A 26,254-nucleotide genomic window follows, 5' to 3' on the forward strand; every position below is an offset into this window, starting at 1 on the left:
TGTAGCTTATTCGATCGTGCTCTATCCACTGAGCTACGAACGCATTTTAATATATAGGTAAATATGTATATCGTTTGGTCGCCCCAATCTCAGTAGGTTTATGCAAGGAGCGGCTCGATTGGTGCGCTAATGTTTCGCTTTGTAGCTTATTCGTAAGTTTATAAGAAAATCTTATGTTTTATTATATCGTTAGAATGTTCTGACCGCAATAATTTAGGTTTCTATTTGAGTACGAAATTATCTTTGATGATCATTATTTTATAGGTTTTTTCCGTTTTTTGATGACTTGTTGATACCTGTAAAATCATTTTTTCTTGAGACGTTTTATGTGCCTTTTTCTTCGTTGTCTTTGACTAGTATATATACGGATCATTTTTTCATTACCTCTAGCTTACTCATTAATAACGAATGTTTAGTTTTTGATATATTGACACATTTATCTCCATTTTTTTTGTTAAATTTTGCTAAAATTATTTTAGGGAACGTTTCCAAATTAATTGAATTGGAGATTTTGTATGAAAAAAATATTATATTTATTTCCTATTTTAATTTTATGTGGTTTTTTCTTTCTGTTTCCTAACTCATCTCATGCAGAAAATAATGATAGCTCAGTAGATTTGCGACTTTTTTCTGAAAATCTTGATTTGACTCCTGAACAAATTGAAGAACGTTTTAATTTAATTAATTCTACTTATAAGGTTGGGGAACCATTTAATAATTCTGATACAGATTTTATAAAAAATTATGCTCAATTTTCAGCTGAACCTACTATACAAGGCCGTTCTATAAAATGGGTGCCATTGGGAGGCACAGTTAATAAATCTTTTAATAAATCTAAAACATCACAAGGAGTAAATGTTAATTTTTCAGGCAAGGTATATTATACTTCAGGTTTGTTAACAAATTCGTATAAAGGAAATATTAAGGCTAGTATTGCATCAGGTTCTTCTAAAGTAAAAAGTATGAAATTGGTTACAACACACTCTGCTTATGGAGTAGTAGGTAGTGGGGGTACTTATGTTGGATTAGTACACGATTCTAATCTTAGTACTAGTTTAACTGGAAAAAGTATAGCTATGGATAAAACTAAAAAATATAGTGCTGCGTTAGTTGTATATACATATACAAATGCGTATGTTACAGTTAATACCACATCAGGTAGTTTTAATTTGTATGCTTTTTAAAACTAAAGGAGATAAAAAATGGGCTTTATAAATTTATTAAATTTAATAATTATACTTGGTATTTTAAGTGGTATAGTTTATTTATGTATGAAATTAATAAGAAAAATTAAGCAAAAATTTAATTTAAACAAAAAAATATAAATTCATGACGTCCTCTGTTTATAGGGGACTTTTTTTATGGTTTGCTTCTTTCTTTCGTTCTCATCTTGGAAGGACTACGTTCAGTCCATAAACATAAAATAAGCTCCAATCATTTTACTAGTTTTTCAACTTATCAAAAGAAAAACTACATAAAGTTACGTTTAATAATAGGAAAAGTCGTTAATGATGTTGAAGTATTAGATAAATAAATATGTTATAAAAGGTCAATATTTTTTAGTTTAAATAATACATTAAATATATCATCTCTTTTATTTGACCTTTTCTGACCTTAAAGGTATTATTGTATTAATCATTCATTTGTTTTAAACAAGGAGGAGAAAAAATGAATTTAATTCCTACAGTTATTGAACAAACAAGTCGTGGTGAGCGTGCGTATGATATTTACTCTCGTCTATTAAAAGACCGCATCATCATGTTAGGTAGTGCAATTGATGATAACGTAGCTAACTCGATTGTTTCACAACTTTTATTTTTAGCAGCAGAAGATCCAGATAAGGATATTTCATTATACATAAATAGTCCAGGGGGAAGTATTACTGCTGGTATGGCTATTTATGATACGATGAATTTTATTAAGCCTCAAGTATCTACAATTTGTATCGGTATGGCGGCTTCAATGGGTGCTTTCTTATTAGCTGCTGGGGAAAAAGGTAAGAGATATGCCCTTCCAAATGCAGAAGTTATGATTCACCAACCATTAGGTGGTGCTCAAGGTCAAGCTACTGAAATCGAAATTGCTGCTAAGCGAATCTTGTTCTTACGCGATAAATTAAACAAAATTCTTGCAGATCGTACTGGTCAACCATTAGATACGATTGAGCGTGATACAGAGCGTGATAACTTTATGACTGCAGACCGTGCATTAGAATACGGATTAATTGATAAAGTAATTTCTAATACTGCAGCTATTAAATAATGATAAAAAACTAGCCGTAATTTTTCGGCTAGTTTTTTTATGAAAAAAAATGGACATCCATCTTGTGAATGTCCAATTACATCAAATTTCTTCTCCAATAAAATCCATTACTGCTTCCATTGCTTCAACCTCATCGTCGCCAGTAACAGTAATTACTATTTCTTCTCCGTATGGTACAGCAAGACTCATAACGCCCATGATACTTTTAACATTTACTTGCTTACCTTTGTAAGCTAATAATACTTCTGAACGAAATCTCGTAGCAACTTGAACAAATTGTGCTGCTGGACGAGCCTGTATACCAGTTTCTAATAGTACTCTCCCTTTTTTCTCAATCATTTTTTCTTCCCTCTTAACTATTATTTTATTTTTATTGATTCTCCCGCTCTTAGTTTATCAGCTAATTCATCAATTTTACGTAGTCGATGATTAATTCCTGATTTACTAATTGCACCGCTAGACACCATTTCACCTAACTCTTTTAATGTCACATCTTCATACGCTACTCGAAGTTCTGCAATTTCACGTAGCTTTGGCGGTAATATATCTAAACCAACTGAGCTTTGGATATAACGTATATTTTCAATTTGCCTGAAGGCTGCACTGATCGTTTTATTTAAGTTCGCAGTTTCACAATTTACTAGACGATTAACACTGTTTCTCATATCTCTTACAATGCGGATATCTTCAAACTTTAATAAAGCTGAATGTGCACCAATAACGTTTAAAAACTCAGTAATTTTTTCTGCTTCTTTTAAGTAAGTAATATAACCTTTACGTCTCTCCAGTGTTTTAGCATTTAATCCGAATTCGTTCATTAGACGACAAATTTCTTCAGTATGCTCTTTATATAGTGAAAAAATTTCTAAATGATATGAAGACGTCTCTGGATTATTTACCGAACCACCAGCTAGAAATGCACCTCTTAAATAGGAGCGTTTACAACATTTCTTTGCGATTAGCTCCTTCGCTATTTCATTCGTAAAGGTAAATCCTTCACCAGTTATATAAAGATCATTTAAAATATGTTTCGCTTCTTCTTTTATACGAACAATATATACATTGTTCTTTTTAAGACGCATTTTTTTACGAACGAGCAATTCAACGTCCACATCATAAACACGTTTAATTAATACATATATTCTTCTAGCAATAGCTGCATTTTCAGTAACTACATCTACAATAAATTGGCGATTCGCAATTGATAATGAACCATTCATTCGAATTAAAGAGGATAGCTCAGATTTTGAACAACAATCTTTAATCTCAATCGTTGTTAATTCTTTTTTCGTTTCTGATGCAAAGGACATTTGAATCACCCCCTCCTTCTATTTTTTCATTATTCTTTTATCTTTGTCGGGATTAGGTCACATAAGATTTCAGCTAACTTTACTGTATCATGCCTAATCACATTATCATCATATTTAACGATCGACTTATGAACAATTTCAAGATTTAAAGATGTTAGCTCATTTATATCTAGTTTTACTTGCTGAGCGTGTTCTTCTTTATAAAGTTCTAAAATATTTTTAGGCATTGTGCCTTCATTTACAATAATTGTATCGATAAAACTCGAGTCTAAATGTTGGTATAGAGCCTTTACATGATCGCTAGCGGTATAATGTAAAGTTTCACCAGCTTGAGTCATCACATTACATACATATACTTTTTTAGCTTTAGAATTTACAACAGCCTTCCCAATTTTAGTAACTAACAGATTAGGAAGGATACTCGTATATAAACTGCCCGGTCCAATTACAATTAAGTCAGCACGATTAATTTCATCAAGCGCCTCTTTTAAAGGTTCAACATTTCCTGGTGCTAAAAAGACTCTTTTAATCTTCTTACCAGAATACGGAATTTTTGATTCACCTGAAACAATTGTACCATCTTCTAATTCAGCTTTTAATACGACACTTTGATTAGCTGCTGGTATAACTTTCCCTCTAACATTTAATACCCTTCTCATTTCAATGATAGCACGATAAAAATCACCTGTAATCGCAGTCATTGCACTTAGCATTAAATTACCAAGAGAATGTCCAGAAAGGTCTCCAGATGTTGCAAATCGATGTTGGAATAGTTCTTCCAACATCGGTTCCACATCTGATAATGCTGCAAGTACATTTCGTACGTCGCCAGGCGGTGGAATTTTCAACTCGTCACGTAAGCGTCCAGAGCTACCTCCATCATCTGCAACTGTAACGATAGCGGTAATATCAACGGGATGTTTTTTCAACCCACGAACTAAAACAGATAGTCCTGTTCCGCCTCCAATTATTACTATTTTCGAACGTTGACTAACCATTACTTATGACTCCTTTTTTCAACGTCCCGATGGCTAATATTCGTATCATATTGATCCTTATAGTAGTTAGCTAAATACTCTGCTAAAGTAACAGAGCGATGCTGACCACCTGTACATCCAATCGCAATGATTAGTTGTCGTTTACCTTCTCTTTTATATTGAGGTAACATAAAACTAATTAAATCTATTAATTTCAACATAAATTCAGTTGTCTCATTAAATTTAAGAACATATGAAGAAACCTCTTCATCTAAGCCAGTTAAAGGACGCATTGATTCAATATAAAATGGGTTTGGTAAAAAACGTACGTCGAATACTAAATCCGCATCAATCGGTATTCCGTACTTAAAACCGAATGACATAATATTTACTGAGAAACCTTCTTGTTCATTTTCTCTAAACTGTTCAATTATTTTTTCTCGTAAAATTTTAGGTTTTAAATCTGAAGTATCATAAATTAATTGTGCACGCCCTTTTACATCAGCTAAAAGGGTACGTTCCATCTCAATTCCTTTTAATGGAGATCCTGTTGGAGAAAGAGGATGTGAACGACGAGTTTCTTTGTAGCGAGTAACAAGTGCAGCATTCGTTGCATCTAAAAATAATATTTGAGGGATGATTGAAGGAGTAGACATTAATTGATCTAATGAATTCCCTAACTGATCAAAAAATTCTCTTCCTCGTAAATCCATTACAAGAGCAACTTTATCCGTTGTATTGTGGTCCGGGTCCTTTAATAGCTCTACAAATTTTGGAAGTAGAGCAGGAGGAAGATTATCAACACAGAAATAACCGATATCTTCTAACGCTTGAACGACAACAGTTTTTCCAGCACCTGACATTCCAGTTATAATAACCATTTTTACATGTGATCTTGTAGGCATTTAACTCAACCCTTTCTATGAATTTAACTTAACTAGGATTTAAACGATATCTTAATAATTCAAAATCCGGTGTATATACAAAGGTACCATGTAAAATTTCTGTACCCTTTAATAAATAATCAATAATATGATAGTCACCTGCTGCCATAGGAAGATTTTTCACTTCATCTATTGCATGCCAGCGAAGAATTCCTTCTTCACACTCATTTTGATTTTCACCGTCAAACTCGGTAGCCAAAAATGAAAACATCATCCATTCATTTACTACCTTAGCATCTTCTTCTATAATAATTGTAAAAACACCTTTTAATTTTGGGTTTTTTAAGTAAACACCTGTTTCTTCACGATATTCACGAACAACTGCTTCTCTAATGTTTTCACCTGGCTCCATCTTACCGCCGGGTGCAACCCACCAGTTTCTTCTAGGTTTTTGTAGCAAGAGGATATTATTTTCATTTACCAAAACACAATGTGTAACTCTTTGCATTTCTTATACCTCACTTACAATTTGGACTTGCAGTTGGTTGAAACTGCCCAATCTATATTATACCGTTAAACTAGTCAGACAACAACTTGTTAAGAGTAGGAATTATGGGTAGAAAAGTCTAAGCTATAGGAAAAGATTTTGTGAGCTGGAATTAGAAAAGAGGAATAAGTTCTACACTTTTGAAGACAAAAAAAGGGAACATGGACAAGCGCATATCCATGTTCCTATATATATTAGGGGGCTCTCTGGTTATTGTCTATATTACAGCAACTATATTTCAGTAGAGTTACACCCTAATTACATGTAAGTTTCAGAATATTACAATTTCGTTCACAATTATCTAAAACTAAATTTTGTAAATTTATTTTTCTTTTTTATTTAAATTAGTTAGTTTTAGCTAATTCTTCTTTTAATTCTTCAATATAATGTTGTACTGCTTGAGCAGCAATACTTCCGTCTCCTGTTGCAGTTACAACTTGACGTAAAGTTTTTTCACGAACATCACCAGCAGCAAAAACACCTGGTACTTTTGTTTCCATTACATCATTTGTTTCGATATATCCATTTTCATTTGTAATACCTAAACTTAAGAATGGTTTTGTTAATGGAAGCATTCCAATATAGATAAATACGCCATCTGTTTTAAAATCAGATTCTTCACCTGTTTTAGTATCTACAAGCGTTACGCTGCTTACTTTACCATCAGTTCCGTTAACTTCCTTAATTGTTGAGTTCCAAATAAATGAAATTTTTTCATTGGCAAACGCACGGTCTTGAAGAATTTTTTGAGCACGTAATTGATCTCTTCGGTGAACGATTGTAACTTTAGAAGCATATCGAGTTAAATACACACCTTCTTCTACAGCTGAATCTCCACCACCAATAACAACTAATTCTTTATCTTTAAAGAATGCTCCATCACAAACAGCACAGTAAGATACACCACGTCCTCCAAGCTCTTGCTCACCTGGTACACCAATTTTTTTGTATTCTGCACCAGTTGAAATAATAATTGCACGTGCTTTGTATTCTTTTTTACCAGCAATTATTGTTTTATATTCTTTACCATCGATAATTTCTTTAATATCTCCATAAGCGTACTCAGCACCAAATTTTTTCGCATGATCAAACATTTTATTTGATAAATCTGGACCTAAAATACTATCAAAACCTGGGTAGTTTTCAATTTCTTCCGTGTTTGCCATCTGTCCACCAGGAATACCACGTTCCATCATTAATGTAGAAAGATTTGCACGAGATGTATATACAGCTGCAGTCATCCCTGCAGGACCAGCTCCAATAATAATAACATCATAAATTTTTTCTTCCATGTCTTAATCACTCCTTGTATTTAAATGGCTAATTGCCCTACTTCATTAACTATCACTATCCTAATACGCGACGACATAAAACAACAAATCATATGCTCATAATAAAGAAAACTCGCCGACTGACAGGCTTTTAGGCTAATTCAGAGGCTTAGTTGCACTTATACTTAATTCTTAAAATTGGATCCTTGTTGCCAATTTATACTTACCTTAATCTGAAATAAAGAAAGCTTGCATTAACACCATCTGGTATTAAAACAAGCTTCGAATGGCGCTAATGCCTTTATTTAATAAATAGGTAGAGATATTATAGTTTGCTGCAATTTTCTTTTGTGATACACGTTTTACTTCATTTTCAACAAGATAATGTGTAGCAGCTAATAAAACATCTTCATCTACAGGTAATTCTTTATATTTTAATGTAAGCTCACAAGTAGCGAAAAACCATAATTGAAGATGATTACGTAGTATTATATAATCTTCTTCCCAAGTTGCCTGTACTTTCTTTGCACCGTTAATCGCAATATTCAATGATGGATGGGGCTCTAGATAACACATATTATTTAGAAGAACTTGTTCTAATTGTTCATCGAGACCAATATTTTCTAATGGCTCTAAATCTTGAAGGATTGAACTAAATTTTTGTTCATAATAATATTCCTTCATAAAATAGATTAATCCCCATCTCTCACTATTCGAATTGGAGTATTTTGCTTGGTACTCTGTTTCAGCCATTAATTGTTCGATTTCATTTGATGTATGTTTCTTTTCAGCCCAAGGTGCTAATTCCTCATGATCATCAAATTCATTTGTCATTTCTAAATTCCAAATGCGCTCCGCTGTTTCAATTCTTCCAGAACGGTAAGCTGCATCACAGAACATATAATAAAACTGTATTTCACGATCTGGTCGTTCCATATAAAGTAATTTAAATAACTTATAGGCTTCTTCATACTTTTTGAATTGGTAGAAAAGTACACCAAGCTTGTGGCGGTGCTCTTCAGAGATCGGAACAATATTTGATAAGCTTTCCAAATATTGAATAGCAATTTCTTGTTCATTTAATATTCTTTTTAGCATTGTTAAATGAATTAAAGCTGATAAATTACCTGGATTTTGTTCTAAAACATATTGTAATACTCTTTCAGCTTCCTCGGGATTACCTAAATGAAGCTCTACTAAAGCTAAGTTATTATAAGCTGGCCAAAACTCTTGATACTTATCTACAATACTAAGTAAAGTTGTTTTAGCTGATTTCCAATCATGATTTGCCAAATAGCTTGTAACCCGCTCTTGAAGCACTAATAAATCATCATTAATACTTAAATCATCATCTTCTTCGCTATGAATAATATCTAAATAGTCTTCTAGTTCTTCTAATTGCTCTTCATCCGTACCAATTTCTAAATACTTTTGCGCATACAAATTGGCTTTTTGGAACAATCCTAATTCAAAAAATGCAAATGCTAATAAATAATATACATCCTCATTTGTTGGATATTTATCTAAAATATATTCTAAAATTGTAATAGTAGTTTGATATTGATGTAATGATAAAAGCTTTCTAGAAATATCTATAAGAACTGTTTGATTTTCTTCATTTTCAGCAGCTTTTTTTAAATAATAAATCGCTTGCTCAGAATCGTTACTATTATAAGCTTTCATACCTTTTTCGTAGAAATAGTCTTTCGGTAACGAGAACGAAACGACATTATGAAATTGATTTGTTTGATTCCCCAAATTTTCAGACATTCGATCCTCCAGTTTTTCAAGCTTATCACAGTATATCACATAAAAAGAGGAAATAGTCGCCGTCCAAATTATAAGAATTTTAAACGAACGTCCAATTTCCACATTATCTAAATAAGTTGTCAAAGTATTATTTTAACCGATACAAAAAACATTGAAAACCACTTTTTTAAAGAGCTTAAATAGTAGTTTCAGACTTAGGTAATGATATAATAACCATAGGATTGCCTCCAACAAATGCACCAGCTGGAACATCTTTGTTAACAAGTGTTGCAGCTGAAACTTTCGCACCATCACCAATTGTGACACCTGGCAGGATTGTCGTATTTGCACCAACTAACACATTATTACCAATAATGACTTCTCCTAATCGATATTCATTAATTAAATATTCATGCGCCAAGATTGTTGTATTATAGCCAATAATCGAATTCCTACCAACTGAAATTAATTCTGGAAACATTAAATCAGGCGTTACTTTAAACGCGAAGGATGTATACTCTCCTACCTTCATTCCAATCAGATTCCTATACATCCAATTTTTCAGTCTAAAGAAAGGAATATAACGTGCAATTTCAATTACAATGACATTTCGAAATGTTTTCCAAAATGAAACAGTCTTGTACACTTGCCAAAGTGAATTCTCACCTTCAATTAAGTATCGTTTCGTTTTCCTCAACTCTCATCAATTCCTAAAATTGGTAAGATATCGCTCATCTTTTCAAGCATAAAATCAGGTTTAAAAGTTGCTAAAAATTCCTTTCCTTTTAGTGACCAAGCGACGCCTGCTGTTTTCGTTCCAGCATTTTGTCCACCTTCAATATCATGGTAATTATCCCCCACCATTATACTCTCTTCAGGAATAGAATTTAATTTTTTTAAAGCTAATTGAATCGGTTCTGGATGTGGCTTTGCATTTTGCACATCATCAATTGTAATAACAGTATCAAAGAATTGCTTTAATCGACTAAAACTTAAGCCCATTTCAACAACGTTTCGTGCTTTTGTTGTTACAATTCCGATTTTATAGCCTAATCTGTGTAAAGTTTCAATCGTCTCATAAACCGTTTCATATTCTTCAACAAATTCATCATGCATCTCCATATTAAAACGGCGATATTCGGCAATCAACTCATCAACTCTTTCTTCATCTACCGTAGAGAATGATTCAGTTAAAGTTGGTCCCATAAAAGGTATAACATGTTCACGTTTATATTGTTCAGGATAATATTTATTCAAAGTATGCAAGAATGAAGCAATAATTAATTCGTTTGTATTGATTAAAGTACCATCTAAATCAAATAGTATCGTATTTATTTTCATAAGAATTTCCTTTCTATTTCACTTCAACTTTTAAACTTGATTCAGTTTTTCTAGCTCTTCCTACTATTCTTGCAACTATACAAGTAACAACTAACGCTACCAAGAAACGAATTAAAAATAAGTATAAAACCGGAATCCCTAAAGGAATAAAGAGAAGTGTATCTTCTACTACAGCGTGACAAGCTACTAAAAATAAGAAAACGAGATATAAATCACGTTTCGAAACACCGTCTTCTTTAACAGCTTGAATCATAACACCTGCTCCAAAAGCTAATCCAAAAAACAATCCTGCAGCTAATGTAACTCCAGCTTTTGCTTCAACACCAATTAATTTAGTAAATGGAGACAGTACTTTTGTTATATATTTCATCCATCCAAAATCTTTTGCAATTTGAATAACTAACATTAATGGAAAAACAATTTTAATAAGGTTTAAAATACCCATTAATGACGAAATAATGGCAGTATAAACAATATCCCATCCTGACTGGTTAGTCACTTCTGCAACTGCTATGCCTTTATGAACAATTTCTGTACCACCAGACCAAAAGAAATGGATACAAATAGCAGATAAAATGGCAAATCCTATTCTTACTAAAACAACAAAAGATGCTCGAACCCCTACAGCAGTTGCTACTGTCGTTTCAACAAATAGATTATGAGAAAAACTTAACATAACTGCAAGAATCAATGCCTCTTTAACAGTTAAATCCATCGGTAGCATTGCTCCAAGAGCAGCATATAAATTTAATACATTTCCTAAAACTAATACTAATGCTGCATCACCTTTTAAACCGATAAAACTCATTAATGGTTCAAGAATATTAACAAACCAGTCCATTAGTGCAGTTTCTTTTACAAGCGTTAAAATGAAAGAAATAGGGAAAATAATTTTCCCTATTTTCCAAGAAGTTTGTAAACCAACAAGTAACCCTCTCTTTAAAGTTTCCAACGTGCTCCCCACTCCTGTTTTACAAACTTATGCGTCTAAATAACGCTCATTCGATAACCCTTTAACTCTACGATAAACAAGAATAATAATAGATAGTACGATAATTACGACTGAAATAAATTGAGCCATTCTAATTGTATTTGTTAACATTAAACTATCTGTTCTTAACCCTTCAATAAAGTAACGTCCAACTGAATACCAAATCAAATAAGTTAAAAACATTTCACCACGTCTTAGGTTCACTCTTCTTAAAATTAGTAAGAAGATAATCCCTAATAAACTCCATAATGATTCATATAAAAACGTTGGATGATAATACGTTCCATCAATATACATTTGATTAATGATCCAAGTAGGTAAATGAAGACTTTCTAAAAATGATCTAGTTACTGGTCCACCATGAGCCTCTTGGTTCATGAAGTTCCCCCAACGTCCTAGCATTTGGCCTACTAAAATACTTGGTGCTGCAATATCTGCAAGCTTCCAAAATGAAATACCTCTTTTCTTCGCAAAGAAGTAACTAGCAATAAATGCTCCAATTAAACCACCGTGAATAGCTAATCCACCATGCCAAATAGCAGGTATTTCACTAACATGCTTAGAATAGTAACTCCACTCAAAGAGAACATAGTAAATTCTAGCCCCTATAATCGCTGAAGGTAGAGCTACTAAAATAAGATCCAAAAATGTGTCATCAGGTATTCCACGACGTTTACTTTCACGAATTGCTAACCATAATCCTAACACAACACCTAATCCAATCAATACCCCATACCATTTTATTGAAAGAGGACCTAAGTGTAAAAATACTTTATCTAATGGCTGAATATTTGACTCCATTCCAATTTCCCCACTTTATCATTAAATTAAATCACTAACGTTATTACCACCTTGAATTACTTTCTCTAAACGATCTGCAAATTGCTGTGCTGCATTTACACCCATATTTTTTAAACGGAAATTCATCGCTGCTACTTCAATAATAACAGCTAAATTTCGACCAGGTCGAACTGGCAATGTGATTTTCGAAATATCTGTATCTAATATTTTAAGTTTTTCATCGTCTAAGCCAACTCGATCGTAAACTTTTTGAGAGTCCCAAGTCTCTAAATCGATGTTCAACGTAATACGTTTGTAATTACGTACAGATCCTGCTCCGAAAAGAGTCATTACATTGATAATTCCCAACCCACGAATTTCCAATAAATGCTCAATCAATTCTGGCGATGAACCAATCAGCGTATCCTCATCAGTTTGACGAATCTCTACTGAATCATCTGCTACTAATCGATGACCACGTTTTACTAACTCTAGAGCTGTTTCACTTTTACCCACGCCACTTTTTCCAGTAATTAATACACCGACGCCGTAAATATCAACTAGTACACCGTGTAATGCTGTAGTTGGAGCAAGTTTAGCCTCTAAATAACTCGTAAGTCTACTATACATTTTAGTTGTCTTACTGTTTGATAGTAAAATAGGTACTCCAGTTTCTTCACCTGCTTCGATTAATTCAGGTGGAATTTCTAAACCTCGTGTTACGATGATACAAGGTGTATCCTCTGCACAAAGCTTTCTTAAACGATTGTGTTTTTCTTCGTCAGTTAAGTTATGATAAAAAGTTAATTCTGTTTTCCCTAATATTTGTACTCGATCAGATGGATAGTATGTAAAAAATCCTGCAACCTCTATACCTGGGCGAGATAAGTCAGTCGTGTTAATCGAACGATTCAAACCCGCACTTCCACTAATGACCTCTAATTTAAAATACTCAACTAAATTCTTTGTACGTAATTTAGCCATACAAGCCTCCTAAGGATTAATAATTATGTATTATCTCTCATATTGTACCATTTTTAAACTTTGTGGGAAAATGTCGACAAGTCACTAACTGCGCTTAAACGATTAAAAATCATTAATGTAAAAGAGAATTTAAGAACGGTATTTAGTAACTTATCTACTAGTTTTAGGATTATAGCAACAATCAACAGTCATATAACAACGGAGTTCACATTTTGTTCAAATTTCTCATTAATCTAAGAAAACAAAAAAAAGACTCTCAAAAGTACTTTAACTTAAGAGACTCCTCTTTTTTTACCGATGACTATTCTTTTTTTTGTCTTTTGAACCAAACACAAAATATTGAATTAACATACTGAATGTACTAATAAGTACCGATGCGATAATAGCAGTTCCAAAACCATTTACTCGTAATGCATCACCTAATAAATAATCAGTAATTTCTAGTGTAAATGCATTAATGATAAACAGGAATAGTCCCATTGTAAAAATGGTTACAGGTAAAGTTATTAAAATTAAGATTGGGCGAATAATTGTATTTAAGATTGATAATACCAACGCAGCAATTATAGCCGTTGGAACATTTTTTACATAAAAGTCAGGTTGCAGAAACCCTGCTACTACAATAAAAACTAAGCTATTAATAGCTAATGAAAATAACCATCTCATTTATTTCACGTCACCTTCTTCTGGAACAACAAAAATCCAAATTAAATAAACAAATAGAAGTGCTCCAAAACCTACAAAAAATAATATAACAAAAAGTAAACGGATTAATGTACTGTCTAAATTAAAATACTTCCCTAATCCACCACAGACACCCGCAAGCATAGAATCTTTAGAAGATCGATATAGTTTTTTCACAAAAATCTCCTCTCTATCGATACGCCATCATTTTTTTATCAATACAAGTTTTTCTATTTCATTATTTATTCTATGTTAAAACATTAAAGAAATGTGGACTACTTTTCAAGTAAAAGGAACAAGAATCATTAACAAATCCTAAATAAAAACAAATACAAAGAAAAGGAGTTTAGCTCCTATTTTTTGTCATGCTGATCAAAAACAGCCTTGTCAATTATTGACCAAATTTTCTTAAAAGGAGTTTAGTGAGGTTGATTTCCACTACAGGATGCTCGCTTTCCATGGGGCGAGACCTGAGCCTCCTCGGCGAGCCTGCGGGGTCTAGCCTTCCCGCTTATCCCATAGGAGTCGAGCACCCCTCCGTTCCAATCAACTTATTCATCAAAAAAAAGTCTGCAATAAATCCTAATCAAATAGTTTTTACTTAGAATAGCATTATAGCTATTGCTCATAAATATTTTTAACTTCTCAAGAATAAACGATTACTAGAGTTTGTTGGTAAAATAAAATTGTTCAAACATATAAACATTTATTTCAACTCATTAAAAATTGATTTTATTATCATCAGTAATGATCACTTAAAATACGTTTTCCTATTGACCGTTTTTATATTTCAACACTTTGACAAATAAAAAGAAGAATAGTTGATTTCTGTTCCAGAATGCTCGCTATCCAGCTAATTCAACTGAAGTTGTGCACCCTTTTCGTTCAATCAACTACTCTATCACATCAATATTTCAATAACTATACACTTATAAAAAGAGGCTTTTTTAAGATTCCATCAATGCCAATCTTTTCTCCATTCTAGCTTTGTCACGCTCTAATACAGCTTTTAAATACTTCCCTGTATGAGATGATTCGACTTTACATAGTTTCTCTGGTGTACCGGTTGCTACGATCGTACCACCTTTGTCTCCACCTTCTGGTCCTAAATCGATTAAATGGTCGGCTGCTTTAATGACATCTAAGTTATGTTCGATTACAAGTACAGTGTCTCCATTATCTACTAGTCTTTGTAAAACAACTAATAACCGTGCAATATCATCAACATGAAGCCCTGTAGTAGGTTCATCTAATATATATAAAGTTCTTCCATTCGTACGTTTATGAAGCTCGGAAGCTAGTTTTACTCGCTGTGCTTCTCCGCCCGATAAAGTCGTGGCAGGTTGACCTAATGTGATATACCCTAAACCTACGTCATTTAACGTTTGAAGTTTACGTTTAATCTTTGGAATATTTTCAAAAAATGAAACTGCATACTCAACTGTCATATCTAAAACTTCAGATATTGATTTATCTTTATACTTTACTTCTAAAGTTTCTCTATTATATCGCTTACCATGACAAACCTCACACGGGACGTAAACATCAGGTAAGAAATGCATTTCTATTTTAATAATTCCATCGCCTCGACATGCTTCACATCTACCGCCTTTGACGTTGAAGCTAAAACGACCTTTCTTATAACCACGTACCTTTGACTCATTCGTAGCGGCATACACATCGCGAATATCATCAAATACTCCAGTATAAGTAGCTGGATTTGAACGAGGAGTACGACCAATTGGTGACTGATCAATATCAATAACCTTCTCTAATTGTTCAATCCCTTTAATTTCTTTATGCTCCCCTGGACGTACTTTCGAACCATTTAATTTTTGAGCTAACGATTTATATAAAATCTCATTAATTAATGTACTTTTCCCTGAACCTGATACACCTGTTACTGCAACGAACGTACCTAATGGGAATGAAGTTGATACATTTTTTAAATTATTTTCTTTTGCTCCAACAATTTTAATTTCACGTCCATCGCCTTTTCTACGCTCAAGCGGTACAGGAATAAACTTCTCTCCAGATAAGTACTTCCCTGTTAATGAATTTTGATCATTCATTACTTCACTTGGTGTTCCTTGTGAAATGACTTGTCCACCGTGAATTCCAGCTCCCGGTCCGATATCAATTAAATAATCTGCTGCTAGCATCGTATCTTCATCATGTTCTACAACAATTAATGTGTTTCCGATGTCTCTCATATTTAACAACGTTGAGATTAAACGATCATTATCACGTTGGTGTAATCCGATTGATGGTTCATCCAGAATATATAATACCCCAGTCAGTCTCGAGCCAATTTGAGTTGCCAAACGGATTCGTTGAGCTTCACCACCTGATAATGTACCAGCTGCTCGGTTTAGTGTTAAGTAATCTAAGCCTACATTTACTAAAAAGCCTAAACGCTCTCTAATTTCTCTAAGGATTAGATTTGCAATTTTTTCTTGTTTTGGTGTTAAATCAAGTGATCCAAAGAAATCAAACGCTTCTTTAACTGACATTTTCGTTACTTCACCGACATGCAAGCCACCAATAAATACTGCAAGAGCCTCTTTTCTTAGACGATGCCCTTTACAAGTTGGACAATTTTGTTGCGCCATGTATTTTTCCATTTGCTCACGAATAAAATCTGAAGATGTTTCTTTATAACGTCTTTCTACATTAGAAATAACACCTTCAAATTCAATCATCGCTTCACGTACATGCCCTTGCTCATTATCATATTTAAAATAGATTTGTTCTCCATTACTACCATAAAGAATTTTATCTTGTTGATCTTTTGGTATGTCTTTAAATGGAATATTCATATCAATTCCGTAATGATTACATACACTTTCTAGTAATTGAGGATAATACATCGAACTAATTGATTCCCACGGTGCTATAGCATTTTCCTTGAGTGTTAATTCATCATTTGGGATGACTAAACTTAAATCGACTTCTAATTTAGTTCCTAAACCATCACAAGAATGACAAGCTCCAAACGGGCTATTAAACGAAAACATGCGCGGTTCTAATTCACCAATTGAGAAACCACACAGTGGACATGCGTGATGTTCACTAAAAAGTAATTCTTCTTCACCTATTACATCAATAATGACTCGACCTTCTCCTAGTTTTAATGCAGTTTCAAGAGAATCAGCTAGTCGAGATGCTACACCATCTTTTACAACAATTCGGTCAATTACAACTTCGATCGAATGCTTCTTATTTTTCTCTAATTCTATTTCATCAGATACATCATATAGCTCACCATCAACTCGAACGCGAACGAACCCTTGCTTTTTAATCTCTTCAAACACTTTTACATGAGTACCTTTACGACCAGATACTACTGGAGCAAGTACTTGAATTTTCGTTCGTTCAGGATACTCCATCACACGGTCTACCATTTGTTCAACTGTTTGAGAAGTAATTTCGATGCCGTGATTTGGACAAATCGGAGTTCCAATTCGAGCATATAGAAGTCGTAAATAGTCGTAAACCTCCGTTACAGTACCAACTGTCGAACGAGGATTTCGGCTAGTCGTTTTTTGATCAATAGAAATCGCAGGAGAAAGTCCTTCAATTGAATCAACATCAGGTTTATCCATTTGACCTAAAAATTGACGAGCATACGCAGATAGTGATTCTACATATCTGCGTTGACCTTCTGCATAAATCGTATCAAATGCTAGAGATGACTTACCTGATCCAGATAAACCAGTCACAACTACTAATTGATTACGCGGGATCGTTACATCAATATTTTTTAAATTATGTGCTCTGGCCCCTTTAATAATTATTTCATTCATACTTTTCAAGTTATTCACCTCTCAGACTTCAATTCTAATATTAAGTCACGAAGTTCTGTTGCTCGTTCAAAATCAAGCGCCTTCGCTGCGTCCTTCATTTCCATTTCAATTGATTGAATAAATAAATGACGTTCTTTTTTGTTCATTTTCTTATATTTAGCACTAATGCCGTTTTCATAAACTTCTTCTTCCTCAGCAACAGAAGTAGCTCGAATCACATCACGTACTTGCTTTATAATCGTTTTAGGCGTGATTCCGTGTTTTTCGTTATATTCTTTTTGAATTTCACGACGACGTTTCGTTTCATTAATAGCAATTTCCATCGAATTCGTCATTTTATCAGCATACATAATAACATGACCATTTGAATTCCTTGCAGCTCGACCAATAGTTTGGATTAATGATCGTTCAGATCGTAAAAATCCTTCTTTATCTGCATCTAAAATCACGACTAATGAAACTTCAGGAATATCAATCCCTTCACGTAAAAGGTTAATACCAATTAATACGTCATATTTACCTAAACGAAGATCACGAATAATTTCAATTCGTTCAAGTGTTTTAATTTCAGAATGTAAATAGTTAACCTTAATTCCGATTTCTTTTAAATAATCCGTTAAATCCTCAGACATTTTCTTCGTAAGAGTAGTAATTAGTACTCTCTCATTTTTAGCAATACGATTACGAACCTCATCGATTAGATCGTCAATTTGACCTTCAATTGGACGAACATCTATTGTAGGATCTAATAGACCCGTTGGACGAATAATTTGCTCTACTTTTTCAGGGCACAAATCTAACTCATATGGCCCAGGTGTCGCAGTTACATAAATAGTTTGTTGAACTTTCTCCTCAAACTCTGCAAACTTTAAAGGTCGATTATCCAATGCGGAAGGCAATCGGAACCCGTGATCTACTAATACTTGCTTTCGAGCTTGGTCCCCGTTAAACATTCCTCTAATTTGTGGAACCGTAACATGTGACTCATCAATTACCATTAAGAAGTCTTCCGGAAAATAGTCTAATAATGTATAAGGCGTTGAACCTGGTGGTCTCAGCGTCAGATGACGGGAATAATTTTCAATTCCTGAACAAAATCCCATCTCGTTCATCATTTCTAAATCATATCTAGTTCGCTGTTCAAGTCTTTGAGCTTCCAGTAACTTACCGTTATCTCTCATTTCCTTTAATCGTTCTTCTAACTCAACTTCAATATTTTTAATGGCAATTTTCATTTTTTCTTCACGTGTAACGAAGTGGGAAGCCGGGAAAATTGCAACGTGTTCACGATCGCCTAAAATTTCACCCGTTAATGCGTCCACTTCTCTAATTCTCTCAATTTCATCGCCAAAAAACTCCACACGAATACAGTGCTCATCTCGTGATGCCGGGAATATTTCTACAACATCTCCACGAACTCGGAATGTACCACGTGAGAAGTCAATATCATTACGCGCATACTGAATATCTACTAGTTTATGTAATAGGTCGTCTCTACTAATTTCCATTCCAATACGAAGAGAACAAACTAATTCACGATATTCTTCAGGAGAACCTAAACCATAAATACAAGAAACACTCGCTACAATAATGACATCCTTACGTTCAAAAAGGGAGGAAGTCGCAGAGTGACGTAATTTATCAATTTCATCATTAATACTTGAATCTTTTTCAATATAAGTATCCGTTTGAGGTACATATGCTTCTGGCTGAAAATAATCATAGTAACTAACGAAATACTCAACTGCATTATTAGGAAAAAACTCTTTTAATTCACTATATAATTGCCCTGCCAACGTTTTATTATGAGCAAATACTAATGTTGGTTTTCCGACTTCTTTAATTACATTTGAAATGGTAAATGTTTTTCCCGTACCTGTTGCACCTAATAAAACTTGATGCTCTTTACCATTTTTAACCCCCTCAACTAGCTGCTTAATCGCATTTGGCTGGTCGCCTTGAGGTGAATAATTAGAAACTACCTCGAATTTCTGCTCCATCTTCCCCGCCTCCATTTCCAAAACATACCTATCCTTCTATTTTACCACAAAATTTCAAAAATCAATCAAAAACAGAACAAACGTCCTTTAAAATTTAATCATCTTTACATATTATCGATGTTTTAGTACGAATTCAAGTAATTAAACTAGAACGTATATTCTTAAAGTGAAGAAAAAAGTACATAAGAAGGAGGAAATTATAGAAAAAAGAACAGGAATAAAAAAAGAGAAGGAGTAGGAAAAATTTTATAAGATTTATAAAATTCTTTCCTATAACCCACTTCTTTTCTTTTTCCTGCCCTATTTATTTAAACTGAAAATCATAAACTTCTAATTTTTTTAATGCTTTACTAGTATTTCCTTTACCATTTTTCACTTCAATTCTGCCTTCGAAAACACTTTGTCCATTTGCTAAATCAGCAACAATCAAATCTTTATTGTACTTGCCAGGATTTTCAGTACTATTCGTAATTGCATATAGTTTTCCGTCGATGACTTTATAATTTGAAAGATTATTACCATTTACTTTTTTTATGAGTACTGTTTCACCTTCGACCTTTTTATTGTTTAGATTATACTTTAAAACTGAATGATCTTTATCACTTTGCGTTATAAAATACAAGTTATCTTTATCAAGAATTACATTACTCTGCATTAATTGCTCTTTTTGATCATTCGATAAATTTAAATTTTCTTCTTTACCAGTTTCTAAATTAAATATGATTACTTCATTACTAAGTTCTTCAGTTTCCGTTTCTCCATTTGCTTGAACTGTATCCTTTAGTTTTACTTTTTTGTATACATTGAATTTAGAAGGAATAGTTTCATCTGATTCTTGTATCAGATTTTGTATGTCAGTATGTGTATGAGTATTTTGATCATTGGATGATTTATTAATGACTGTACGATCAACAATTTTCTTTTGGTTTACATTAATTCGATACATGACTAATTCATTTTGATCGACATTTATATTTGAATTTGTAGTTTTATCCTTTACTACCTCCGTTTTATTTTGATAAGTAGTGACAATTAAATCTTTACCGATTAATTGTACATCTTGTACATAAATATATGAGTAGTTTTCTTCCTCTGGAATATCGAGTTTAAATTTAAAACGGTCTTTATTATGAAGATCAAGACCATCTATATACATTTTAAAATGATTATTTTGGTGCTCATACGTACCACCAAGTTTTCCACCTTTTACATCAGCATGCCATGCGTAATCTTTATCGATATAAAATTGAGAAGAAGAAAGTTTTCCGCGCATAAAGTTTCTTTCTTTCTTTTTTAAATCATCTAATTTCTTTAAATCATAATAGTCACTATCAAGCTCACTAAGCATTGAATTTCTGTCTATATAATCACTTCCATCAGTAGTAATAGTTAAACTTCTACCTCCACTCTGACCATATCCAGCGCTAATAATTAAATCTTTAACATATTTTGAATCTCCATTTTCAGTCTTTAAATAAAATTTAGGCAACTTGCTTTCTGACATAGCCACTTTCGTAAAAAACGTACCTAAACTAATTGTCGTGACAACGGCTATTACTGCCAAATTACGATATCGCTTCATTCTAACTCCTCCTTAAACCGATACTTTGTTTTTTAATAAATATTTACTAAATAAGATTGAACCTGTAATGATGATTGTAAAAAGGCCTAATTCCATATAGAACACTTCACTAGGATAAAATGAAAAATCGTCTCCTAACAAATAAGATTCAATAAAAGCTGGTATAAAAAGTAAACCTGCAATTGCAATCACGTATAAAATTCCAAAAATTATGCCTTTCCAACGATAACTACGCTCCAATAATATGAATGTAAAGAGGGTAAACACTAGTCCCATTCCAATAAGATACCTAAAAATGAAATCCATAAAATTACTTGGTAAAATCATTTGAAAAATATTAGGACCCATAACAAGACTAACCATATTCATTTTTCCTAAAAGTTCACTTGGAACTATTTGTTGAAATACTTTTATTTCAATCGGTAAAAGTATTAATTGAAATGCGAGCAAACTCAACACCATAATTAAGATTGTAGTTGCTTTCGCAAAGTAAATTGTCATTCTTGAAGTTGGCAGCATAAATAAACGGTAAATAAACGTGTTTTTCCCAAAATAATCTCTGTACCAAATGATAAAAACATAGAACATCATTAAAGCTATGCATATGACAATTGGACCAATAAATAGAAAATGATTAGCAACCTGATTAAAGGTAAGTAACCCATTTGAAGAGATAAACTGCTCTGTTGCTTTCATAGAACTTGCATAGTTTGCATCGTTAGCAGCTTGCATATATTTGGACTTTACTAAAAATAAACTTACAAACTGTGAAATAGCTACTATAATAAGTAACCCTATATATAATTTAAAAAATCGATTAACTTCAAAGTTAACTAGTTTTAAATATCGATTCATGATTCGTACACCTCTCTCATTACGTCCATCACTGACTTACCTTCCTCTAATCGTATCTCTTCTGTATAAAACTCTTTCAGAATTTCGCCGTTATCTAATAAGACGACCTTATCGATTAAATGCTCAATATCACTAATTTCATGAGTTGTTATAATCACGCCTCGATCCTCAATTAAGTGACTCGTAAACACTTTTGCAATTTGCTCTCTACTAAACATATCGATACCAGAAAAAGGTTCATCCATCAGAACATAATCTACATCTAGACCTAATCCAAAAAGTAAATTGGCTTTTGCAGCATTCCCTTTTGAAAGCTCACCTAGTTTCTCATCTTCCTTTAAACGGAAAAATCCAAGTAATTCTTTTGCACGTACTGGATTCCAATTTACATAAAAATCCTTCATAAACTGCATTGCTTCTCCAACTGTAAAACTAGGAAGCATTGTAAGTGTATCTGGAATAAACGTGATATTTTCATACATTGTATGATTCATTTTTTTATCATCTATTAATATTTCACCACGATCGATTGGCGTAATCCCCATAATCGCCTTCATCGTTGTAGACTTACCAACACCGTTAATACCAATTAAGCATGTGATTTCTCCTTTATTTGCAGTGAAAGAAATATCACGTAAAACATTTTTCCGACCATATTTTTTTGAAACATTCTTTACTTGTATCATTTAAGCCTCTCCTTTCTTTTCTTCTTTTATCTTTTGTTCATAGTTTTGTTTGACCATTGTAAGTAACTCTTCAACAGGAACATTTATCACTTTAATTGAATCTACAAATTCATTTACAGCTTCCATAATCAATTCATTACGTACACCATTTAACACGTTTACATCAGTCGTAATCTTACTAGGGAAATTTCGTTCAGTCGTAATCAATCCTTGTTCCTCCATTTCCTTGTATGCTTTTTGTACAGTATTGGGATTTATATTAAATTGAACAGCTAATTCTCTTCTTGATGGTATTTCTTGACCGGCTTCTAATAATCTTTTTGCAATTTGTTGTTTAAAATGCCTAACGACCTGTAGATAAACCGGTTCACGATTATTCACTATAAATTCCATCAACTCACCTCCTCGTTCTTTATACGTCTTTGTAGTTCGTGTGTGTACTACTTAGTTCATACACTTAACACATAATTATGTGTATTACTCAATTGATACACCTTATATGTGTACTATACATGTAATACACTAAAATTGTCAATTACAAAATTAAAAATACTAGACTAAAGTTGAACCGTTCCAATTAGTCTAGTATTTTACATAAACGCTCGCTTAATTAAGTTAGTTTTTTTCGATCTTTTCGTACAACTAAAAAGTAAAAGAAAACACTTGGCCAAGGGAATTGAATCATTCCTAACAGCCCCCATAACCAGGCTGAACGATTTCTTTTTTTAGCGTTTGTAAAAAGTGTGATACTTTGAGTTATTAAAATTATAAAGACTAAAACTAAAATGATGATATTTTCCGTTGTCCATTCCACTTTACATCCACTCACTTTCTATTTTCTTTTTATCTCGTTTAAAAATAATTGGTAGTGCAATAAAACCTAAACCTTGAATAATGACAATGCTTACTGGTGCCTTTAAAGCTATAAGAAGTGCACCGATGAACAAACTACATGCTACACAGATGAATACGATTAGTTCCTTGAGAAATATGGTTTTCTTTTTTTCCTGATGTAATTTAATTTTTTCTGTCATCGCACTGATTGAAGGTTCCTGTACATTCGTTAATTCATCAAACTGCTTAAATGCTGAAACAATTTCTTCTTTATCCATCTTTTATTAACTCCTTTCTTAATTCCTTCATTCCATTATGAATTCTTGATTTAACCGTTCCTTCTCGAACTCCCATCATATTTCCAATTTCTTCATTCGTATAGCCGTAGTAATGCTTTAATAATATGGCCGCTCGGACTTCTGATTTAAGCTTTTCAAAACCCTCCATAACATCACTCCACTCAAACCCTTTATAAGCTAGCTGCCAATTTAAGGAGCGTGATAGCTTTTCAGACTCATTTTTTTGCCAAAACCATTCGCGCTTTTTCTTTCTTTGTTGATCTAAATAAAGTCTAGTAGCGATTGTAATTAGCCAAGTTGAAAACTTGGATAAACCGTTGTATTTCTTTATATTGTCATAAGCTTTCAATATCGTATCCTGCACTAAATCTTCAGCAGTTTGTTGATTTAGCGTCATCTTTAAAACATATTTATATAAAAAGGAATAATGGATTTGAAAAAGTTTAGCAAATGCGTCTTGGTCACCTTGCTGAGCATGCTTTATAATTTCTAGTTCATCTAAATCAACCATTTCTTCCTCCTTCCTAGCTAACTTATTCAATATTTATTTAGTTTTCATTTGTTATACGATTAGGTTCTACAAATCGTTCATTTTTCTTTTATTTTTTTCTTTCGTAAACTAATGGCTATGAAAAATTATTAAAAATCGATGTTGGCTTGTACAAAAATAAAAGACTATCAAATATTGACAGTCTCTATTGCTATATATTATTAACCAGTTCCATTAGGACAACAACGCTACAGTTAAATTAGCATCATACAGATTAACACTAGTAACTGTTTTAACTTGCAGTACCTCATTTTCCTCTAAATGAGTTATGATAGCTACTTTTGCTAAAGTTGACCCAGGTGAAACAGTAACTGAAGTAATAAAACGCGCGTTCGTAAATATCTCAAAAATTACTGGAGTCACTTGTGCACCGTCTGCTAAATTAGCGTTAAACGTAATACCATAAGTTCCAGATTTTCTTATCACAAGTCCACCAAGAGGAGAAACATCAATATTCAATGCAAAAACTTGATTGTTTAACGGGATCAGTGCATCTGGTCCAAAGATTGTGCCACCAGTAGTAGGAGCACTAAACGATACGTATCCTAGTACTAATGTTTTATGATGATGATGTTCTTTTTCTTTTTTAGAATCAGACATCTAGACTTCACCTCCTAAAATAAAAAGTAATGTGACCGTCAAAGCTCTAGTCTAACTTTGCAGCAGTAAGATTAGCGTCAAAAAGATTTATTGTTGCAGTAGTTTTAACCTGCAGAACCTCATTTTTCTCCAATTGGGCTACAATTTTTGCAACTTTAGCCAAAGTCGACCCAGGCGGGTTTGAAACCGAAGCAATAAGTCTAGTGTTAGCGTAGATTTCATATTCTGCTGTCACACCAGAAGCTAAATTTGTATTAAAAGTTATTCCATAGATACCAGATTTTTTTATTACAAGTCCTCCTAATGGAGAAACATCAATATTCTCTGCAATAATTACGTTGGTTAATGGGATAATTGTATTTGGTCCCAGTACTATTCCACCAGTCGCACTAAATGAGACATAACCGAGGACTGGTTCATTCTTATGACCATGTTCTTTGTCGTGGTGCTTCTTCTTAGAATCTCCTGACAAACTTCTCACCTCCTAAATTAACTATCTATATAATAAATGCGAGTTGTACAAGCTACGTGCGAGAAAAAAGTATTCAATTTAATGGTAAAACTTACCATTTTGTGATAAGCATTATTTAAATAATTTTTTTCATACAAAAAGAAGAGTAAAGCACCTTCTGCTTCACCCTTCTTTCCAAATAACTTTATTTCGGACGATCAATCGTAAACATTTCTCCAACTTTAGCATAGTCATTCCCTGCTAAACGACTAACTGCTTTTAAGCCATTAGCATCGATACGACCATTTTCATAAATTTCATCTTCTATATGAAAATAAACAACCTTGCCGATCAATAAATCGCAAGCCTCATTATCTTTCCCTAATGGAATTGCCTGTTCTAAAATACATTCCATTCGAATTTTTGACTCTTTCACTCCTGGAACTGAAACCATTACACTTTCCACTGGTGTTAAGCCTGCTAATTTAACTTCGCTCTCAGTAGGTGGCAAAGCTGCTGCTGTTTTATTAATCGCTTCAACATTTGATTCATCAACAATATGGACGACGAACTCTTTTTTCTCTATCGCATTTCTAGCTGTATCTTTTTGTTGACCATTTTGTCGTTGAACAGATACAGATATCATAGGTGGATTAGACGTTACGATGTTGAAATAACTAAATGGTGCTCCATTTAAGACATTCTCATTTGATTCAGTTGTAACAAAAGCAATTGGTCTTGGAATAATTCCACCAATTAAGAACTTGTAATTATCACGATCACTTAAATCTGCTGGAGAAAAAGATTTCAT

At 33.1% G+C, this 26,254-nt stretch carries 28 protein-coding genes; 2 read left to right on the forward strand and 26 right to left on the reverse strand.

Annotated features, from left to right (window positions below):
* Positions 1-515 precede the first annotated feature (515 nt).
* Together B6K90_RS08590 and clpP are read left to right on the forward strand one after the other, a co-directional pair.
* Complete coding sequence (locus tag B6K90_RS08590; protein ID WP_088012336.1) at positions 516-1,184, forward strand: hypothetical protein; 669 nt, start codon at positions 516-518, stop codon at positions 1,182-1,184.
* Positions 1,185-1,668: 484 nt separating this feature from the next.
* Entirely contained in the window at positions 1,669-2,262 is a 594-nt protein-coding gene (gene clpP, locus B6K90_RS08595; RefSeq protein WP_088012337.1) for an ATP-dependent Clp endopeptidase proteolytic subunit ClpP, read from the forward strand.
* 81 nt (positions 2,263-2,343) lie between these two features.
* Here clpP and B6K90_RS08600 read toward each other — a convergent pair whose 3' ends face one another.
* The 26 genes from B6K90_RS08600 to B6K90_RS08725 all read right to left on the reverse strand — a co-directional run bounded on the left by B6K90_RS08600 (position 2,344) and on the right by B6K90_RS08725 (position 26,254).
* Positions 2,344-2,601 carry an HPr family phosphocarrier protein gene (locus B6K90_RS08600; protein ID WP_088012338.1) on the reverse strand — a complete coding sequence of 86 codons (258 nt, stop codon included), beginning with the start codon at positions 2,599-2,601 and terminating at the stop codon, positions 2,344-2,346.
* Between the two features lie 20 nt (positions 2,602-2,621).
* Complete coding sequence (whiA, locus tag B6K90_RS08605; RefSeq protein ID WP_088012339.1) at positions 2,622-3,572, reverse strand: DNA-binding protein WhiA; 951 nt, start codon at positions 3,570-3,572, stop codon at positions 2,622-2,624.
* A 29-nt stretch (positions 3,573-3,601) separates the two neighbouring features.
* Entirely contained in the window at positions 3,602-4,570 is a 969-nt protein-coding gene (locus B6K90_RS08610) for a gluconeogenesis factor YvcK family protein (RefSeq protein WP_088012340.1), read from the reverse strand.
* Positions 4,570-5,454 carry an RNase adapter RapZ gene (rapZ, locus tag B6K90_RS08615; protein ID WP_088012341.1) on the reverse strand — a complete coding sequence of 295 codons (885 nt, stop codon included), beginning with the start codon at positions 5,452-5,454 and terminating at the stop codon, positions 4,570-4,572. The genes B6K90_RS08610 and rapZ overlap by 1 nt, the downstream gene beginning before the upstream one ends.
* A 28-nt stretch (positions 5,455-5,482) precedes the next feature.
* Positions 5,483-5,941 (reverse strand): NUDIX hydrolase, encoded by a 459-nt coding sequence (locus tag B6K90_RS08620; protein WP_088012342.1) that lies wholly within the window; start codon positions 5,939-5,941, stop codon positions 5,483-5,485.
* Between the two features lie 383 nt (positions 5,942-6,324).
* A complete protein-coding gene (gene trxB, locus B6K90_RS08625) occupies positions 6,325-7,272 on the reverse strand; it encodes a thioredoxin-disulfide reductase (protein ID WP_088012343.1) in 948 nt (315 codons plus the stop codon).
* Between the two features lie 249 nt (positions 7,273-7,521).
* Complete coding sequence (locus tag B6K90_RS08630) at positions 7,522-9,021, reverse strand: tetratricopeptide repeat protein (RefSeq protein ID WP_088012344.1); 1,500 nt, start codon at positions 9,019-9,021, stop codon at positions 7,522-7,524.
* Between the two features lie 175 nt (positions 9,022-9,196).
* The gene (locus B6K90_RS08635; protein WP_088012345.1) at positions 9,197-9,697 is read right to left on the reverse strand and encodes an acyltransferase; all 501 of its coding nucleotides are present in this window, start codon (positions 9,695-9,697) and stop codon (positions 9,197-9,199) included.
* Entirely contained in the window at positions 9,694-10,341 is a 648-nt protein-coding gene (gene ppaX / locus B6K90_RS08640) for a pyrophosphatase PpaX (RefSeq protein WP_088012346.1), read from the reverse strand. The genes B6K90_RS08635 and ppaX overlap by 4 nt, the downstream gene beginning before the upstream one ends.
* Positions 10,342-10,354: 13 nt before the next feature.
* Positions 10,355-11,293: a nucleoside recognition domain-containing protein gene (locus B6K90_RS08645; protein ID WP_088012347.1), complete on the reverse strand. Its 939-nt coding sequence runs from the start codon at positions 11,291-11,293 to the stop codon at positions 10,355-10,357.
* 27 nt (positions 11,294-11,320) lie between these two features.
* On the reverse strand, positions 11,321-12,133 hold the full coding sequence (lgt, locus tag B6K90_RS08650) for a prolipoprotein diacylglyceryl transferase (protein ID WP_088012348.1): 813 nt from the start codon (positions 12,131-12,133) through the stop codon (positions 11,321-11,323).
* A gap of 21 nt (positions 12,134-12,154) precedes the next feature.
* A complete protein-coding gene (gene hprK / locus B6K90_RS08655) occupies positions 12,155-13,096 on the reverse strand; it encodes an HPr(Ser) kinase/phosphatase (protein ID WP_088012349.1) in 942 nt (313 codons plus the stop codon).
* Between the two features lie 291 nt (positions 13,097-13,387).
* On the reverse strand, positions 13,388-13,762 hold the full coding sequence (locus B6K90_RS08660) for a phage holin family protein (protein ID WP_088012350.1): 375 nt from the start codon (positions 13,760-13,762) through the stop codon (positions 13,388-13,390).
* A complete protein-coding gene (locus B6K90_RS23925; protein ID WP_025568734.1) occupies positions 13,763-13,957 on the reverse strand; it encodes a PspC domain-containing protein in 195 nt (64 codons plus the stop codon).
* Positions 13,958-14,727: 770 nt separating this feature from the next.
* On the reverse strand, positions 14,728-17,586 hold the full coding sequence (uvrA, locus tag B6K90_RS08670) for an excinuclease ABC subunit UvrA (RefSeq protein ID WP_088012684.1): 2,859 nt from the start codon (positions 17,584-17,586) through the stop codon (positions 14,728-14,730).
* Between the two features lie 14 nt (positions 17,587-17,600).
* On the reverse strand, positions 17,601-19,586 hold the full coding sequence (uvrB, locus tag B6K90_RS08675) for an excinuclease ABC subunit UvrB (protein WP_088012351.1): 1,986 nt from the start codon (positions 19,584-19,586) through the stop codon (positions 17,601-17,603).
* Between the two features lie 304 nt (positions 19,587-19,890).
* Complete coding sequence (locus B6K90_RS08680; protein ID WP_088012352.1) at positions 19,891-21,168, reverse strand: hypothetical protein; 1,278 nt, start codon at positions 21,166-21,168, stop codon at positions 19,891-19,893.
* A 12-nt stretch (positions 21,169-21,180) separates the two neighbouring features.
* Positions 21,181-22,023, reverse strand: a complete 843-nt coding sequence (locus B6K90_RS08685; RefSeq protein ID WP_088012353.1) for a hypothetical protein — start codon at positions 22,021-22,023, stop codon at positions 21,181-21,183.
* Positions 22,020-22,709, reverse strand: a complete 690-nt coding sequence (locus B6K90_RS08690) for an ABC transporter ATP-binding protein (RefSeq protein WP_088012354.1) — start codon at positions 22,707-22,709, stop codon at positions 22,020-22,022. Before B6K90_RS08690 ends, B6K90_RS08685 begins: the two co-directional genes overlap by 4 nt.
* Positions 22,710-23,102: a GntR family transcriptional regulator gene (locus B6K90_RS08695; protein WP_088012355.1), complete on the reverse strand. Its 393-nt coding sequence runs from the start codon at positions 23,100-23,102 to the stop codon at positions 22,710-22,712. It abuts the gene before it with no gap.
* A 217-nt stretch (positions 23,103-23,319) separates the two neighbouring features.
* A complete protein-coding gene (locus tag B6K90_RS08700) occupies positions 23,320-23,523 on the reverse strand; it encodes a transcriptional regulator (protein ID WP_088012356.1) in 204 nt (67 codons plus the stop codon).
* A 1-nt stretch (position 23,524) separates the two neighbouring features.
* Positions 23,525-23,821 carry a YxlC family protein gene (locus B6K90_RS08705; protein ID WP_088012357.1) on the reverse strand — a complete coding sequence of 99 codons (297 nt, stop codon included), beginning with the start codon at positions 23,819-23,821 and terminating at the stop codon, positions 23,525-23,527.
* On the reverse strand, positions 23,814-24,353 hold the full coding sequence (gene sigY, locus B6K90_RS08710; RefSeq protein WP_088012358.1) for an RNA polymerase sigma factor SigY: 540 nt from the start codon (positions 24,351-24,353) through the stop codon (positions 23,814-23,816). Before sigY ends, B6K90_RS08705 begins: the two co-directional genes overlap by 8 nt.
* Before the next feature lie 213 nt (positions 24,354-24,566).
* Positions 24,567-24,992 carry a hypothetical protein gene (locus B6K90_RS08715; protein ID WP_088012359.1) on the reverse strand — a complete coding sequence of 142 codons (426 nt, stop codon included), beginning with the start codon at positions 24,990-24,992 and terminating at the stop codon, positions 24,567-24,569.
* 46 nt (positions 24,993-25,038) lie between these two features.
* Entirely contained in the window at positions 25,039-25,464 is a 426-nt protein-coding gene (locus B6K90_RS08720; RefSeq protein WP_088012360.1) for a hypothetical protein, read from the reverse strand.
* Positions 25,465-25,648: 184 nt separating this feature from the next.
* Entirely contained in the window at positions 25,649-26,254 is a 606-nt protein-coding gene (locus B6K90_RS08725; protein WP_088012685.1) for a flavin reductase family protein, read from the reverse strand.

Origin of the sequence: Gottfriedia acidiceleris, from assembly GCF_002128425.1 — a bacterium.
GTDB lineage: Bacteria > Bacillota > Bacilli > Bacillales > Bacillaceae_G > Gottfriedia > Gottfriedia acidiceleris.